This is a genomic window from Vagococcus changpingensis, from assembly GCF_058211775.1.
In genome coordinates, this window is sequence record NZ_JBYVZB010000001.1 from 1 (window position 1) to 16,375 (window position 16,375).

Genomic DNA, 16,375 nt, shown 5'->3' on the forward strand with positions numbered 1-16,375 from the left:
TGGAAGTACAGTGATGTATGGAGCGGACTAGTACTAATCGGTCGAGGACTTAACCAAGATAGCGGTGGACCATTATATTGATACTAACTTAACATCCAGTTTTGAGTGAATCATCACTCAATAAAAAACATATAAGTGCGGTGACGATGGCAAGAAGGATACACCTGTAACCATGCCGAACACAGAAGTTAAGCTTCTTAGCGCCGAGGGTAGTGAAGGGTTTCCCTTTGTGAGAGTAGGACGTTGCCGTGCTTATATAATTATCCGGCATAGCTCAGTTGGTAGTAGCGCATGACTGTTAATCATGATGTCGTAGGTTCGAGTCCTACTGCCGGAGTACAGTAGTAAAAAAATTAATAATTATCCGGCATAGCTCAGTTGGTAGTAGCGCATGACTGTTAATCATGATGTCGTAGGTTCGAGTCCTACTGCCGGAGCTATCAAAAGCCTAGTTTGTTCTAGGCTTTTTTTATTAAATTGATAATCGTATACTCTTATTTGCTTACTACCTCTTATTCTGTTATTTGTTTCTTGTTCTTGAATATATTTTTGTATTGTCTTTTGATTCAATCTTATCGTGATAAATGTCATCTTGAATGTCATCTTGCTTGTATGTATTAATTAAAAGGAGTTTTTTCATAATAAAGCTATTTCTTACAGGCATGGTATTACATGTTTGTGGCATAAATAAAAATAGTATTGATTAAATGTCCATTTAATCAATACTATTTATTTTTTTAATATCTAGGACTATTTTTCGCGAATAACTTCGATTTTGTAGCCATCTGGATCAATAATAAAGTAGTAAGAAGGTGGTACATTCGGTAAATGTTTTAATTCAGTTATGTTAAAACCTTCCTCTTTATGTTTAGAATGAAGTCCTTCTAAATCATTTGTAGATATAGCAATATGACCATAACCATTCCCTAAATCGTATCCTTCTGAGTCATAATTATAAGTTAATTCTAATTCATAATCATCACCTGGCAATGTTAAATAGACAAGTGTAAATTTGTTTTCTGGAAAATCTCGTCGACGAGATTCTTCAAAGTTAAATGCTTTCTTATAGAAATCAAGAGAAGCATCTAAATCTTTTACTCTGACGCATGTATGAGCCATTTTCATATTTATTATCCATCCCCTCGTATTAAACTAATTTTATACTAACATGATATTGAACTCATTTCTAGTTTTTTGATTTGTTGTTAGATATTATAAAAAGCTAAAGAGATTGTTAAATCGTAAGGAATAAAATCCGTTTTGATACGAATTTTATTGTTATCACTTTTTTTTACTTCTTTATAAGTACCACCAAGAATGGTTGGAATTACTTGTATATTAGTATACTTATTAATCAAGGTATCGGCTTTATAACTGTCTTCAATGGCAATAAACCCTAAATTAAAGTCGGCATCATGATTTTTTTTATTTGGTATAAAAATACTTAGTCGATTATTAGTCGATTTTGGATCATATAACATTTTAGCATAAGCATTTGGAATGACGTTATCATATAGTTCAAAAATTTTGCGGTCATGGTATTCTTCGTAATTTTCAGTTAATTCATTATCTGATATTCCGGCATATAAACTTGAGAAAAAATGCTCTTCTTTTAAAGTTAAGATGATTTCAAATAGTAGTTGTTGCTTTTCTTGTGTTTTTATCTGCGGTATAGATGTATGCAAATATTCTTTATGTCTGATATTTGAAGAAGAAGTATTAATAATCATATGATCAGAATGGGTATCTTTTCTTTGACGAAATGAAGTAATATCATAATGTTTCTTCTTTTTTCTTTTCTGTTTCTTCTTTTTACGAGGAATAGTATAATAATCATCTTCATCATTTAGAGTTATCTCATCATGGCTTTTGAAATACTGAGTAAAAAAATCATTTATATTATAGTATATTTCTGGATTTAAATAGATGATTAAAGTAATAGCTAAAAAAAGCGCAAGGGATGAAATAAAAAGATATGCATACCAAAATAAACTTGGTGTGTAGGTTAAGAAAAGAGCAAATATCCAAAAAATAATGATGATTAATCCAACTGTCTTCAAGGACTTCATAAGCTTACGATACCTTTCTATGTCAAAATATAAAGTTGCGTCTAAATATATTTAACCATAGTTTGAAGGTTAAAACAAACACATACCTAGATTTAGATAATGTTTTTATCTAATGACTTATTATTAGAATATAGTATAATACAATGGTGAGTAAAAACAGAGAGGATTGGGGTAATGGAAGCATCAAGTTTATTTGCCGTTGTAGATATTGAAACAACTGGTACCAATCAAGAAATGGATAAAATTATTCAATTTGCCTGTGTAATTGTTGAAAATCAGAAAATTGTAAATCAAATGTCGATTGATATTAATCCACTACGCTCAATACCAAAACATATCACTGAATTAACTGGTATTTCAAATAAAGATGTGGCAAACGAGCCTTATTTTGAAGATGTGGCTTATACAATAAGACAACTTCTTGATGGCTGCGTGTTTGTAGCGCACAATGTGTTTTTTGATTTTAATTTTTTAAATAGTGAATTAGTGAGGGCTGGTATTGAACCTTTAAAAAGCCCTTGTTTAGATACTGTTGAGATATTTCAAGTATTATATCCAACCTCTAATGGTTTTAGGGTAAGTGACATGGCATCTGAAATGGCATTAGATCATGCTAATCCTCATCAAGCACTAAGTGATGCTTATGTAACAGCTCAAGGATTTATCAAAATGATTGATAAATTAAGAGGGCTACCTGAAATGACATTAGAAAAATTCACTCAGTTATCTAAAGAACTAGGTGTTAATAATCATGATCTATTTCAAATGATATTGGATGAGACACGAAAAAAAGAATCAAAAAAAGAGAATCATCTTATGATGATAGATGGTCTTGTTTTAAAGAAAAAAAATTATGATTATCGTTATAATGTTCGTTGTACAAATGAAACATTTGGTAGTGCATTAGATGTTTTGAGAGCAAATCAAAAAGAGATGTCCGAGGATATTTATCAATTTTTAGCAAAAGAAAGCCAAGAAAAGGATTTCTTTATAGAAGCTGAAACTGGAACAGGCAAGACAATGGGTTACCTATATCCTTTATCTTTTGTTAATAGCTCTAAACAAGTCTTAATTTCAACATCTACTATTATGTTACAAAATCAAATAGTTTATCAAGATATCCCACTGTTAAATAAGTTAACTGGTATGTCTAAATACGGCGTTGTTGTGAAAAGTGCTTCACACTATATTAGTTTGGAGTCATTTAAGCAAACATTAGATAATCCAGTACCTCAAAAAACATATGCTATCTGTCAAATGGCTGTATTAGTTTGGCTTCTTGAAACAACGACTGGTGATTTGGACGAAGTAAATGTTAGTAAAAATAATATATTTTATCAACATGTTCAACATACAGGTAAAATGGAATTATTTGATTCCTCTTTATTTCATGAGGAAGACTTTTTTAATTATTTAAATGATAGATGTCGATTTGCTGATTTTATCATTGTTAATCATGCTTTTTTATTTGCAGATAGCCAAAAAAAAGAGCCATTTTTACCTGAATTTGAATTAGTTGTGGTAGATGAAGCACATCAATTACCTGCTTTAATAGAAAATTTGTCTACTAAAAAATTATCATTTTCTCAATTTGGTTATGAATTAAATCATCTAATTGAACTATCTAGTGATTTGTCTAAGTTTAATGTTTTATGGGAAAGACAAGGGCTTATGATTGGAAATATTAGTCAAGAATTGAGGGAATCTCTAGATTGGTTAGAGGAATGTTTTTTTAATTACTATAGATTACATCAGGTAAGAGAAGAAGTGATGGTTGAGTTATTGACATTTCTTCAACAAGTGCCAATGGTTAAACGAAGTATTCAACAGATTAAAGTATTATTGAGAGAGTTATCACATTTGAAAAAAGATATATTAGAAAAGAGTCAAGTGGGTTCTACTCTAATTGAAAAAGATTTTTTTAATACTTTAAATAGAGTCATTGAAATATCTGAATGGTTTAACCAATTTTTTTATGATTATGATGATGATTTTGTGAAGTGGGCATATCGTAAAAAATCGCATTTAGTTTTATCGATGGTTAACTTTGAAAATTTATCCATTCAACAATATAACTGGTATCATCAAGCTAAAAAAATTATTTATACAAGTGGTAGCCTACAGTTAGATAATGAGTCATCATTTTTAGAAAATAAATTAGGATTAAATAATGTAGCTAAGAAGACATTACCAACTATTTTTGATTATAAAAATCAAGCTAGGTTGTACTTGATAAAAGAGGTTAATTATTCTAATTTATCTTCAACAAAAGAGTTTTCTAAACAAATTTATAAAGTTGTTAAAAAGTTGTATAACACACATGAACAAACGATGTTAGTTTTATTTACCTCGCACAACTTACTTGAAAAAACCTATCAATATTTAATAGATTATTTTAATCAAGGTGAAGTATTAATTCTGGCTCAGGGAATTTCTGGTACGAAAGAAAAAATTTTAAAGAAGATTAACCAAGGAAATAAGTGCATTATTTTAGGTGCTAATAGCTTTTGGGAAGGCATGGATTTTAGTAAACAGTCAATAGATATTGTGGTCATGACCAAACTACCGTTTGAACCACCTAATAGACCGATTGTTCAAGCTAGATATCATTACTTAGAACAACAAGGAGTTAATCCTTTTTATGAGGATGCTATTCCGCAAGCTGGGATTAAGTTACGTCAAGGAGTAGGAAGATTGTTAAGAAGTCCAACAGATAAAGGAATTTTAGTATTACTTGATGATCGATTAATAAATAGTAGATATAGTAACATTTTGTGCTCCTATTTACCAAAAGAATTAGATATTTTACCGGTAACATTACCTGAACTAGTTGATAATAGTAAGCAGTTTTTAAAAAATAAAAGTTAGTAAAATAACCTAAAGGAGAGAGTATATGCGTGAAAATAAATTGTTAAAATATTTGACGATAACTCTTATTGCGATTACTGTAATAATAAGTGCGATTCTTTATCGTTCAACGTCAACTTATCGTTCAACCAAAAAACAAGCAGTGACGATTGCCAAAAATTTAGGTCATATTGATAAGATTGATGAGTTTTATTGGTTTACAAGACAAGAAAATACCTTTAGCATTGTGGGAAGAGACAACAATAATGAAGAAAAAATTGTGATGATACCTGAAAATGGAAAGGAAGCATTTGTGATATATGCTAACAAAGGAGTCACACAAGATGATGCCATCAAGGCTGTTTTGAAAAAGAATGAAACAAAAAAAATCAAAAAAGTATCACTGGGGTTAGTTGATGATAAACCTGTATGGGAAATAACAGCGACTAGTAAAGACGGCCATTTAGTGTATTATTTAGTTGATTTTTACTCAGGAGAAATTAAAGAAGATACACTAAAAATTTAAGGAGATGAAAAAAATGGGGTTCTCTAAAAAAGTAAAAAATTTGAAAGAATCAGCAACATTACAAGCAGCAGCAAAAGCAAAAGCGTTAAAAGATAAGGGTGTAGATGTATTAAATTTGACTATTGGGGAGCCAGATTTTTCTACACCTAAGTCGGTTCAACAAGCAGCCATAAAGTCAATTGAAGATGGTTCATCAAGTTTTTATACACCTGCAACTGGTTTAATTGAATTAAAAAAAGCTATTATTGAACGGACTCGTATTGATTATGGCGTGGAATATCAGACAAATGAGGTATTCATTGGAAATGGGGCAAAATATGTTTTATATGCCCTATTTCAAACCTTATTAAACCCAGGTGACGAGGTTATTATTCCAACACCTTATTGGGTAAGTTATAGTGCGCAAGTAGAACTAGCAGATGGAAAAAATGTATTTGTTGAAACAACAGAGGAAAACCACTACCGTGTAACAGTGGAAGAATTAGAAAGAGCACGAACAGATAAATCCCGTGTGCTAATTTTAAATACACCTTCTAATCCAACAGGTACTGTCTATACAGCTAAAGAGCTGTTTGAAATTGGTAATTGGGCAGTTTCAAATAACATTTATATAATTGCCGATGATATTTATGCTAAATTAGTTTATAATGGTAATGTATTTACATCAATAGTGAGTTTGTCTGATGCGATTAAACAACAAACAATTGTGGTTAATGGGGTATCTAAAACCTATTCTATGACAGGTTGGCGTATTGGATACGCTCTATGTCAACCAGAGATTGTGTCTCAAGTGTCTAAAGTGATGTCACAATCAACAGGCAATCCTGCAACTGTGAGCCAATATGCTGCCATTGAAGCGTTGAGTGGCAGCCAAGATATTGTGGAATCAATGCGTCAAACGTTTGAACAACGATTAAACGATATTTTTCCATTAATTCAGGCAATACCAGGTGTGAAGGTGGAAAAACCACAAGGCGCATTTTATTTATATCTTAATATCAAAGATACAATGGCTATGTGTGGGTATGATAATGTGACAACATGGGTAAATGACTTACTAGAAGAAGCGCATGTCGCCGTTGTAACAGGTGAAGCATTTGGCACAAGTCATCATGTGCGCATTAGTTATGCAACAGATATGGATACTTTGACACAAGCAATCAGTCAAATAAACAAATTCATTGATAGTAAACGAATTTAATATCATTAGTGGGGTGCTAAAGTGGAAACAATAAACATTATTGATTCGAAAAAACATGTTGGGGAAGTTGTTAAAATAGGTGCTTGGGTAGCCAATAAACGCTCAAGTGGTAAAATTGCCTTCCTACAACTTAGAGATGGTTCAGCTTATTTTCAAGGTGTTGTAGTAAAAAATGAAGTAGGCGACGAAACATTTGAATTAGCAAAAAGCTTAAATCAAGAAACATCTGTCATCATCACTGGTGAAATCAGAGAAGATACTCGTTCAAAATTTGGTTATGAAATTGGGGTTCAAACAATTGAAGTGGTTGGTGAGAGCCATGATTACCCAATTACACCAAAAGAACACGGAACTGACTTTTTAATGGATCATCGTCATTTATGGTTACGTTCATCAAAACAACATGCCATTATGCAAGTGAGAAATGAATTGATTCGTGCAACATACGAATTCTTTAATGACCGTGGATTTATCAAAATTGATCCACCTATTTTAACAAGTAGTGCACCAGAAGGTACGACTGAATTATTTGAAACAGATTATTTTGGTTCTCCAGCGTACTTATCACAAACAGGTCAGTTATATCTTGAAGCTGCTGCAATGGCTTTTGGAAAAGTATTTTCTTTTGGACCAACATTCCGTGCTGAAAAATCAAAAACTCGTCGCCATTTAACTGAGTTCTGGATGATGGAACCTGAAATGGCATTTGTTGATCAAGAAGGAAGTTTAGAAATTCAAGAGCAATATGTCGCATTCATGATTGAAAAAGTATTAGAAAACTGTGACTATGCTTTAGACGTGTTAGAACGTGATAAAGACTTATTAAGAAAATACACAGAATTACCATTCCCACGTATTTCTTATGATGAAGCAGTGGAATTATTACAACAAAATGGATTTGAAGATATTACTTGGGGAGATGACTTTGGTTCTCCACATGAAACATTTATCGCCAACTATTTTGAAAAACCAGTCTTCATTTTAAACTATCCAAAATCAATGAGTCCATTCTATATGAAACCACATCCAACAAGAGATGACGTGGTGATTCGTGCCGATTTAATCGCGCCAGAAGGTTATGGAGAAATTATTGGTGGTAGTGAACGTGCCATCGGTTACGACTACTTACTAGCGGAAATTGAAAAAGATGGTTTAGATCGTAAAGATTATGAATGGTATTTAGACTTACAAAAATATGGTGCAGTTCCTCATTCTGGCTTTGGTCTAGGATTAGAAAGAACTGTTACTTGGGTATGTGGTATTGATCACGTTCGTGAAGCAAGTCCATTCCCACGTTTATTACACCGTATTTACCCATAGAGAGTAAAAAGTCCCTTTTTAAAGGGGCTTTTTTGTTTGACAACAGATAAAAAAAGACATACTCTTACATTAACTAATTAGAAGAGGTGAGTAACATGAAACAGAAAATAGCAATTGAAGGCATGAACTGTGGTCATTGTTCTGCTCGTATTGAAAAAGGCTTGTCAGAACTTGATGGTGTAAATGATGTTGATGTGTCTTTAGAAAATAAAGAAGCAGACGTAGTCTATGATGAATCAAAAATAGCTATTAAAGATATAGCAGATAAAATTGAAGATTTAGGTTACATACCAAACCTTTAAATAAAAAAATTCGGCTGAATAATCAGTCGAATTTTTTTGTTTTTTAAACTAAGTGAAAGAGATGTGCGATAGCGGTTGTCAACATCGTAATACCAACACCGATGATGGTTGGAATAATAAATGAAGCGAACGTCCATTTTTTACTTTTTGTTTCTTTATAAATTGTCAGTAGGGTGGTAGAACATGGCCAATGATAAAGAGTAAATAAAATGACATTCATAGCTGTTAACCAAGTCCACCCATTACTTAATAATAGTTGTCTGAATTGATCCAGTGAGCTAAAGTCTGTAATGGTACCAGTTGCCATGTAACCCATAATCATAATAGGAATAACAATTTCATTAGCAGGTAGTCCTAATATAAAAGCCATTAAAATAGTACCATCTAATCCCATAAGTCGAGCAAATGGATCGATAAATCCGGTCACACTCTGTAAAATGGATTGATCACCAATTGAAACATTAGCTAATACCCAAATCACTAGCCCTGCTGGGGCAGCTACAATAATGGCGCGCCATAAAACAAATAAGGTTCTGTCAAAAATTGAGCGAACAATCACTTGCCCCACTTGTGGTTTTCGATAAGGTGGTAATTCTAAGGTGAAAGAAGATGGTATCCCTTTTAAGACAGTTTTTGATAATAAACGAGAAACCATGATCGTAGTAAATACGCCGAGTAAGATGACGCCTGTTAAAAAGATCGCTGATTGGATAGAGCCTAAAAGTCCAACTGCTCCTCCAGTAAAGAAGACGGTGATAACTGTAATCAAAATAGGAAATCGACCATTACATGGTACAAAATTATTTGTCATAATGGCAATAAGTCTTTCTCTAGGAGAATCAATGATTCTAGCCCCAACAACCCCAGCTGCGTTACAACCAAATCCCATACACATGGTTAATGCTTGTTTCCCACAGGCTCCGGCTTTTTGAAAATGTTTATCTAAGTTAAATGCAACACGAGGTAAGTAACCAAAATCTTCTAATAACGTGAACAATGGAAAGAAAATAGCCATAGGTGGCAACATTACTGCAACAACGGTTGATAGAACTTTATACACGCCATTAATCAACACATCACGAATAATATGTGGGACACCCCAACTCGTTGTAATAGCCATAAGCCAATTACCAAATTTGTCAAAATTATCAGCTAGAAAATCTGAAGGACCATCCGCTCCTTCAATCGTAAACCAAAAGATAAGCATTAATAATAAAATCATAATAGGAATACCAGTGCTTTTTTGTGTGAGAAGTTTATCTAATTTTTGGTCTTTTAGATCGAAATTTTTATCTTCAAATATTGTGACTTCTTTTGCAATAACACTTGCTCTATCCATAATGGCTAGTGTTTCAGTTTCTTTATCAACATGGATTTGTCGCAAAGCTTCCATCATAAATGGATTTGATGTAATGTCTCCATTGATCACACCTTTTGTTTTTTCCATTAAGGTATCAAGACCTTGTTTTTTTACAGCAGATGTTCCCACGACTGGTACACCAAGTAATTCTTGTAATTTTTCTAAATTAATATGGATTTTTTTCTTTTTGGCTTCATCTAGTAAATTGACACACACAATAACGTTTGGTGTCAGTTGCATGATTTGCAATACTAGATTTAGATTTCGCTCTAGACTTGTTGCATCACAGACGACGATAGTAGCCTGAGACTCATTTGATTGAATGAAATCTCGTGCGACTTCTTCTTCTACTGAGTGAGCTGATAGGGAATAGGTACCAGGTAAATCGACTAATATGAATCCTTGTCCCTCAAATTCAGTTCGTCCTTGGGCTAAATCAACCGTTTTTCCAGGCCAATTACCAGTGTGTTGTCTTAGTCCAGTTAGTTCGTTAAAAACTGAGCTCTTACCCACGTTAGGGTTTCCAGCTAATGTAATCACAACATCCGATTCTTTTTTACGTTCAATAACAAAGGTCTCTTTTTCTTCAGTTGTCATCGTTAGACACCTCCACATATTGTGCATCAGAATTTCTTAATGCAATAGTTGTTCCTCTCAAGCGGTAAGCAATTGGATCACTTTTTGGACTGATAAGTGATTTTTTGACAGTTGTTCCAGGATAGAAACCTAAGTCATATAGTCGTTGTTTCATATCTGCATCTGGGTGAGAGATGTGAGAGATAGTTGCTTGGTCATTAAGGTTTAAATTTAATAAAGTTTTCATCATTTCGCTTCCTTTTTTAGGTTTGCCTAATTTATCTTTATTTTAAACCTAATTTATAGTTTAATCAACCCTTTCTGTCATTGTGTAAAAATAACCCCTTTTTTACTAATTGTCATATATGATAGAATGAGATATTACTTAAAAAAGGAGTGCAAAAAAGACATGACAAATTTTTATGATAAGTATTATGTGGATCGTCATCAAACAGACTCATTAAAATGGGACGGGGTTACAGAACACTTTGGAAGTGAAGGATTACTTCCTTTGTGGGTAGCAGATATGGATTTTAAAATTCCTGAAGAGGTTCAAAATAAAATGATTGAAAGAATCAATCATGGTGTTTTTGGTTATTCTGTAGTACCTGATTCATATTACCAAGCAGTGAAATCTTGGCAAAAAAACCAACACAATGTTGAAGTTAAAAAAGAGTGGTTACGTTTTACGACAGGTGTCGTGAATTCACTGCATTACTTAATTCAATGTTTTACAAAAGAACAAGAAGCTGTCATGATTTGTTCACCAGTATATTACCCGTTTTATGATGTGGTAAAGGATAATAAACGCAAGTTAGTTGTATCTGACTTAGTGATTAATCAGGGTAGATATGAGATTAATTATGAAGAGATGGAAGAAAAGATAAAAAAAGAAAACGTCAAAGCACTGATTTTTTGTTCGCCGCATAATCCTGTTGGACGTGTGTGGACACTTGAGGAATTAAAGAAAATATCTGATATTTGTCAAAAATATGAAGTCTTATTGATTTCTGATGAGATTCATCAAGATTTTGTAGCAAAAGGTCATACATTTATTAGTTATTTAGGGGTAGAGGGTGTCGATTTTGATAAATTAATTGTGGTGAATGCTGCATCAAAATCATTTAACTTAGCAAGTTTACTTCATTCGCATATTTTTATTCCATCACCTGATTTAAGAGTAAGATATGATGAATTTATCAAGACGAGAATCAGTAATCCAACTAGTTTGATGGGGGTTATTGCTACGCAAGCAAGTTATGATTTTGGAGAACAGTGGCTAGATGAATTGAATCAAACCATAGATGATAATTTTGATTTAATGACTCAATTATTTAAGAAATTATTACCAGAAGCGATTGTATATGAAAAACAGGGGACATATTTATCATGGGTTGATTTATCTTGTTATGTTACACAAGATAAAATGAAAGAAATTGTCCAAGATAAAGCTAAATTAGCGATAGATTACGGTGAATGGTTTGGTAAACACAGTGGGACGTTTATTCGTATCAATTTAGCCACACATCCTAAAAATATTGAGTTAGCTATAAAAAATCTAGAAAAAGTAATAAAAAATTCATAGACTTTAAAAATTATTTAAGGTTAACCTAAAAAAATGATAGGATTAATAATCATTATGGTAAAATTAGTGCTATAAAATTGGTTTTTTTAGGAGATGTGTGATGGGTAATCAACAAAGTAGACGTAAAAAAAATGTTAAAAAGAAGTCAAGTAAATTAAAAAAATCCATAATAGTATTGGTGACAATTTTGTTATTAGTTATAGTAGGATCAGGAGTTTTATTGGCCAAAACCTATTTTGATATAAAAGGCGTGGCGAATAAGGTAAGCGAACCAGTTGAAGGAAGATCCGATGATAAAAATATTCAAGAGGGAGAGCCTTTTTCTGTTTTATTATTAGGACTAGATACTGGTGATTTTGGACGAAATGATGTGGGACGTTCAGATACGATGCTTGTCGCAACAGTAAATCCTAAAGAAAAGAAAACAACTTTAATTAGTATTCCACGAGATACACGGGCTGAAATTGTTGGACATAATTCAGTAGAAAAAATAGCTCATGCTTATGCTTATGGACAAGCTAAAATGGCGATGGATACTGTCGACCATTTATTAGATATGCACTTAAATCATTATGTTTGGATTAACATGATGGGATTTGAAGAATTGGTCAATGCAGTTGATGGAGTAGAGGTAACAAACAAATTTGAATTTGAACAAGATGGTATGACCTTTAAAAAAGGACCAATCAAATTAAATGGTAAAGAAGCACTCGCTTATACACGGATGAGATATGAGGATCCAAATGGAGATTATGGTAGACAAGTGCGACAACAACAGGTTATTGAAGCTATTGCTGACAAGGCATTAGGTTTTACAGGTGTAAAACGTTATAAGGAAATATTAACGGCAATAGAAAATAATATGAAAACAGATTTAGAACCGGATGAAATGTTTGAGATTGCGATGACATATCGTGATAGTTTTAAACACATCGAAAGTGATACCTTGCAAGGTGAGGGAGTGATGATTGATGGGATTTCTTATCAGGAAATTCCTGAAACAGAACTGGCTCGTGTACAAAATTTAATTAAATCACAATTACAATAATAAAAAAAGAGTTAGCCGCTTAAAAGTGGTCAACTCTTTTTTCTATTTTATGCAAGAGCTCCCATTGGATCCCAAGGAGCTAAAACAGTGACATGATCTTTTTCAATGACTTCTTTTAAGTCATCAGAAAGGTATTTTTTGTTTACAACGACTTGATAAGTGTATTCACTCATCCAATCATCACTCATGACAAAATAACCTTTTGTTCCAACTTTATCCCCCCAACTATTTTCAACTTTCCATTTAGTTGGTTTATCATTGATTAAGTTTACGCCTGTTAAGACCATTGCGTGAGTCATTAAACTTTCACCATAATCTAAACGTTCTGCTTTACTCATATCATAATTAATATCTAATGTATCTTGTACACTATAAATATCAGTTGCCATAATACCAGTATCTCTTGTTGACGATTGGCCAACATCACAACCAAACCACACACTTTCGCCATCTTTTAATTGCGCGATAGCTAAGTTTTTGAATGTTTCAATATCAACGTTTAAGTGACGAACTTCTTTACCACCAACGACGTTTCCTAACATATCAACTGTATAAACTTGATTGTAAGGTTTGTCTTTTGTTGGGGCATTGATAATGCTGACATAATCATTTAAATCAGTTCCAATATATTTATCATAGAAAGAAGTAGGAGTTAGCCCTTGTTCTAAGTGATAGTTACCATCATTATCATAGTAAGAATAATCAAATTCAGTTGGTGGTGTACCTAGAGAGGTACTTAATAAATTATAGATTTCTTGTAGTAACTCAATTTTACGAGTTTCAACTTCTGATTCAGAGGCGCCATTAGCAATTAATGTTCTTAATGTTAAGGCATCTTTTCTTAATTTTTTATTTAAGTAAGTATTTAACTCACGACTGCTTGAACTACTTTTTGTTTCAGGCATGATTGTTTTTGGCACAATCCCATATTTTTGGATAATCGCTACTAACATATCCCATTGGCCACCATCTTGTTGAGGGGTTGCAAGTAAAAATGCCACTTCACGACTTGTTAATTCTTGGTTGCTTGTTTTGATAATATTTTCATAGAAGTAATTTGCTTTTTCAAATTTATCCCAGAAAAACGTATAGTTTTGAGATAATTCGAAGTCTTTGATGTGATGATTGTTTAAGACATCATGTCTGAATGTATTAAGGGCTGCAAACATCCAACAACGACCACTTTGTTTTTGATTTGTCACGTTTCCTGTATCTAAGTCGATAGAGAAAACGGGATTGTTTTCAACAACTGCTTTTTGATTTTCTGATGAGGCTAAAATACCATTTTTCATCACTGCACGTTGGCTTAATAAATGCTCACGATTAGCCACGTATTTTTGCTCCATATGTTTGATTTGTTCATTTGAAATAGATTTAACCATGTAACCACACCTTTCTTTTGTTTCTATTCTACTCCAACATTCTTTAAAATAACACTAAATCGATTATTTTTTTATAAAGCGAACTGTTTTGCGAAAGTATGTTCGGTATGATAAAATTGAGGAAATAAGTAAATCTAAAGGAGTTTCAGCATGATTGATAGACAAACAAACAATACCTTTGATTTAGTGTCAAAATATGAACCGGCTGGGGATCAACCGGAAGCGATTAAGCAATTAGTAAAGAATATAGAAAATAATGAAAAAGCTCAAATATTAATGGGGGTAACAGGATCTGGTAAAACGTTCACCATGTCTAATGTAATACAGCAAGTTAATAAACCTACCCTGATTATTGCACACAACAAAACACTTGCTGGACAACTATACAGTGAGTTTAAAGAGTTTTTTCCAAATAATGCAGTGGAGTATTTTGTGAGCTATTATGATTACTACCAACCAGAAGCCTATGTTCCTTCAAGTGATACATATATTGAAAAAGACTCGAGTGTCAATGATGAGATAGATAAATTACGCCATTCAGCGACTAGTTCCCTATTAGAGCGAAATGACGTGATTGTTGTGGCATCTGTGTCTTGTATTTATGGCTTAGGTGATCCTAGAGAATATCAAAATCAAGTTTTGTCATTACGTGAAGGGATGGAAATGGAACGGGATCAACTGCTTAGACATTTAGTTGATATTCAGTTTGAACGAAATGACATTGACTTTCAGCGTGGACGTTTCCGTGTACGCGGTGATGTTGTGGAAATATTTCTAGCGTCAAAAGATGACTTTGCTTTAAGAATTGAATTTTTTGGTGATGAGATTGACCGCATTAGAGAGTTTAATGCCTTAACAGGTGAAATTATTGGAGATAGAGAGCATGTGGCGATTTTCCCCGCGACTCACTTTGTGACGAATGAAGAGCATTTAGAAGAAGCCATCGCTAAAATTCAAAAAGAATTAGATTGGCGCTTAAAAGAACTTAGAAGTGAAGAAAAATTATTAGAAGCCCAACGATTAGAACAGCGAACTAATTATGATATTGAAATGATGCGTGAGATGGGGTATTGCTCAGGGATTGAAAATTACTCTCGGCATATGGATGGAAGACGAGAAGGAGAAGCACCTTACACTTTACTCGATTTTTTTCCTGATGATTTTTTGATAATGGTAGATGAATCCCATGTTACGATGCCTCAAATTAGGGGCATGTATAATGGGGACAGAGCAAGAAAACAAATGTTAGTGGATTATGGTTTCAGATTACCTAGTGCGTTAGATAACCGACCACTTAGATTGGAAGAATTTGAAGAAAAAGTGGACCAAATTATGTATGTGTCTGCTACTCCTGGACCGTATGAAATGGAACAAACAGATGACATTGTGGAACAAATTATTAGACCAACTGGTTTACTCGATCCAGTAATTGAAGTAAGACCAATCATGGGGCAAATTGATGATTTAGTCGGTGAAATATATGAACGTGTTGAACGAAATGAGCGTGTCTTTATTACGACGTTAACGAAAAAAATGTCAGAGGACTTAACGGATTACTTTAAAGAATTAGGAATTAAAGTAAAATATTTACATAGTGACATAAAAACACTTGAGAGAACAGAAATTATTCGCGATTTACGATTAGGTGAGTTTGATGTTTTAATAGGGATTAACTTATTGCGTGAGGGATTAGATGTTCCTGAAGTGTCACTTGTTGCCATACTTGATGCTGATAAAGAAGGGTTCTTACGTAGTGAACGCTCACTTATCCAAACCATCGGACGAGCGGCAAGAAACGCCGACGGTAAAGTTATTATGTATGCTGATAAGATTACTGACTCAATGGAGCGAGCGATGTCAGAAACAAGTCGTCGTCGGACTATTCAGGAAGAATATAATGCCGAACATGGTATTGTACCGAAAACAATTAAGAAAGATATTCGTGATTTGATTCGCATTACAAAAGAAAGCGAAGATGAATCAGCTGATTCAGTGTCTATTAAAGAACAATACAATGCAATGGATAGAGATGGAAAAGAAGCTGTTTTACATGATATTGAGTTACAAATGAAAGATGCTGCCAAGGCACTTGATTTTGAAAAAGCTGCCACATTGAGAGATACGTTGCTAGAACTAAAAGCAAGTAAATAGGAGATAAG

13 protein-coding genes, 2 tRNA genes and 1 rRNA gene are annotated in these 16,375 nt (G+C 33.2%); 11 read left to right on the forward strand and 5 right to left on the reverse strand.

Going from position 1 to position 16,375, the window contains the following annotated elements; genetic code table 11:
- Positions 1–136 precede the first annotated feature (136 nt).
- The 3 genes from rrf (at position 137) to AC37UB_RS00015 (ending at position 437) form a co-directional block, all read left to right on the forward strand.
- Positions 137–252, forward strand: a 5S ribosomal RNA gene (rrf, locus tag AC37UB_RS00005).
- A gap of 11 nt (positions 253–263) precedes the next feature.
- Positions 264–337 (forward strand) — tRNA-Asn (locus tag AC37UB_RS00010).
- Between the two features lie 26 nt (positions 338–363).
- A tRNA-Asn gene (locus AC37UB_RS00015) sits at positions 364–437 on the forward strand.
- Between the two features lie 313 nt (positions 438–750).
- On the opposite strand, the gene gloA is transcribed toward AC37UB_RS00015, so the two are convergent.
- Positions 751–1,125 (reverse strand): lactoylglutathione lyase, encoded by a 375-nt coding sequence (gene gloA / locus AC37UB_RS00020; protein ID WP_117973975.1) that lies wholly within the window; start codon positions 1,123–1,125, stop codon positions 751–753.
- An 80-nt stretch (positions 1,126–1,205) separates the two neighbouring features.
- Entirely contained in the window at positions 1,206–2,069 is an 864-nt protein-coding gene (locus AC37UB_RS00025; RefSeq protein ID WP_241699630.1) for a hypothetical protein, read from the reverse strand.
- Between the two features lie 174 nt (positions 2,070–2,243).
- On the opposite strand from AC37UB_RS00025, the gene AC37UB_RS00030 reads away from it, so the two are divergent.
- The 5 genes from AC37UB_RS00030 (at position 2,244) to AC37UB_RS00050 (ending at position 8,265) form a co-directional block, all read left to right on the forward strand.
- Positions 2,244–4,937, forward strand: coding sequence for a helicase C-terminal domain-containing protein (locus AC37UB_RS00030; protein ID WP_490685116.1), 2,694 nt, complete (start codon positions 2,244–2,246; stop codon positions 4,935–4,937).
- A 25-nt stretch (positions 4,938–4,962) separates the two neighbouring features.
- Positions 4,963–5,442: a cell wall elongation regulator TseB-like domain-containing protein gene (locus AC37UB_RS00035; protein WP_117973981.1), complete on the forward strand. Its 480-nt coding sequence runs from the start codon at positions 4,963–4,965 to the stop codon at positions 5,440–5,442.
- Between the two features lie 13 nt (positions 5,443–5,455).
- Complete coding sequence (locus tag AC37UB_RS00040; protein ID WP_117973983.1) at positions 5,456–6,643, forward strand: pyridoxal phosphate-dependent aminotransferase; 1,188 nt, start codon at positions 5,456–5,458, stop codon at positions 6,641–6,643.
- A 21-nt stretch (positions 6,644–6,664) separates the two neighbouring features.
- Entirely contained in the window at positions 6,665–7,963 is a 1,299-nt protein-coding gene (gene asnS, locus AC37UB_RS00045) for an asparagine--tRNA ligase (RefSeq protein ID WP_117973985.1), read from the forward strand.
- 95 nt (positions 7,964–8,058) lie between these two features.
- Positions 8,059–8,265 (forward strand): heavy-metal-associated domain-containing protein, encoded by a 207-nt coding sequence (locus AC37UB_RS00050; RefSeq protein WP_117973987.1) that lies wholly within the window; start codon positions 8,059–8,061, stop codon positions 8,263–8,265.
- Positions 8,266–8,308: 43 nt separating this feature from the next.
- On the opposite strand, the gene feoB is transcribed toward AC37UB_RS00050, so the two are convergent.
- Both feoB and AC37UB_RS00060 read right to left on the reverse strand, forming a co-directional pair.
- On the reverse strand, positions 8,309–10,222 hold the full coding sequence (feoB, locus tag AC37UB_RS00055) for a ferrous iron transporter B (RefSeq protein WP_233519212.1): 1,914 nt from the start codon (positions 10,220–10,222) through the stop codon (positions 8,309–8,311).
- The gene (locus AC37UB_RS00060) at positions 10,212–10,448 is read right to left on the reverse strand and encodes a FeoA family protein (RefSeq protein WP_158559466.1); all 237 of its coding nucleotides are present in this window, start codon (positions 10,446–10,448) and stop codon (positions 10,212–10,214) included. Before AC37UB_RS00060 ends, feoB begins: the two co-directional genes overlap by 11 nt.
- A gap of 162 nt (positions 10,449–10,610) precedes the next feature.
- Here AC37UB_RS00060 and AC37UB_RS00065 point away from each other — a divergent pair, with 162 nt between their 5' ends.
- Together AC37UB_RS00065 and AC37UB_RS00070 are read left to right on the forward strand one after the other, a co-directional pair.
- Positions 10,611–11,786: a MalY/PatB family protein gene (locus AC37UB_RS00065; protein WP_117973993.1), complete on the forward strand. Its 1,176-nt coding sequence runs from the start codon at positions 10,611–10,613 to the stop codon at positions 11,784–11,786.
- Between the two features lie 100 nt (positions 11,787–11,886).
- Positions 11,887–12,834: an LCP family glycopolymer transferase gene (locus tag AC37UB_RS00070; protein WP_241699626.1), complete on the forward strand. Its 948-nt coding sequence runs from the start codon at positions 11,887–11,889 to the stop codon at positions 12,832–12,834.
- Between the two features lie 47 nt (positions 12,835–12,881).
- On the opposite strand, the gene AC37UB_RS00075 is transcribed toward AC37UB_RS00070, so the two are convergent.
- Positions 12,882–14,216, reverse strand: coding sequence for a C1 family peptidase (locus AC37UB_RS00075; RefSeq protein ID WP_490685117.1), 1,335 nt, complete (start codon positions 14,214–14,216; stop codon positions 12,882–12,884).
- Between the two features lie 150 nt (positions 14,217–14,366).
- On the opposite strand from AC37UB_RS00075, the gene uvrB reads away from it, so the two are divergent.
- A complete protein-coding gene (gene uvrB, locus AC37UB_RS00080; RefSeq protein ID WP_490685118.1) occupies positions 14,367–16,367 on the forward strand; it encodes an excinuclease ABC subunit UvrB in 2,001 nt (666 codons plus the stop codon).
- Positions 16,368–16,375 lie beyond the last annotated feature (8 nt).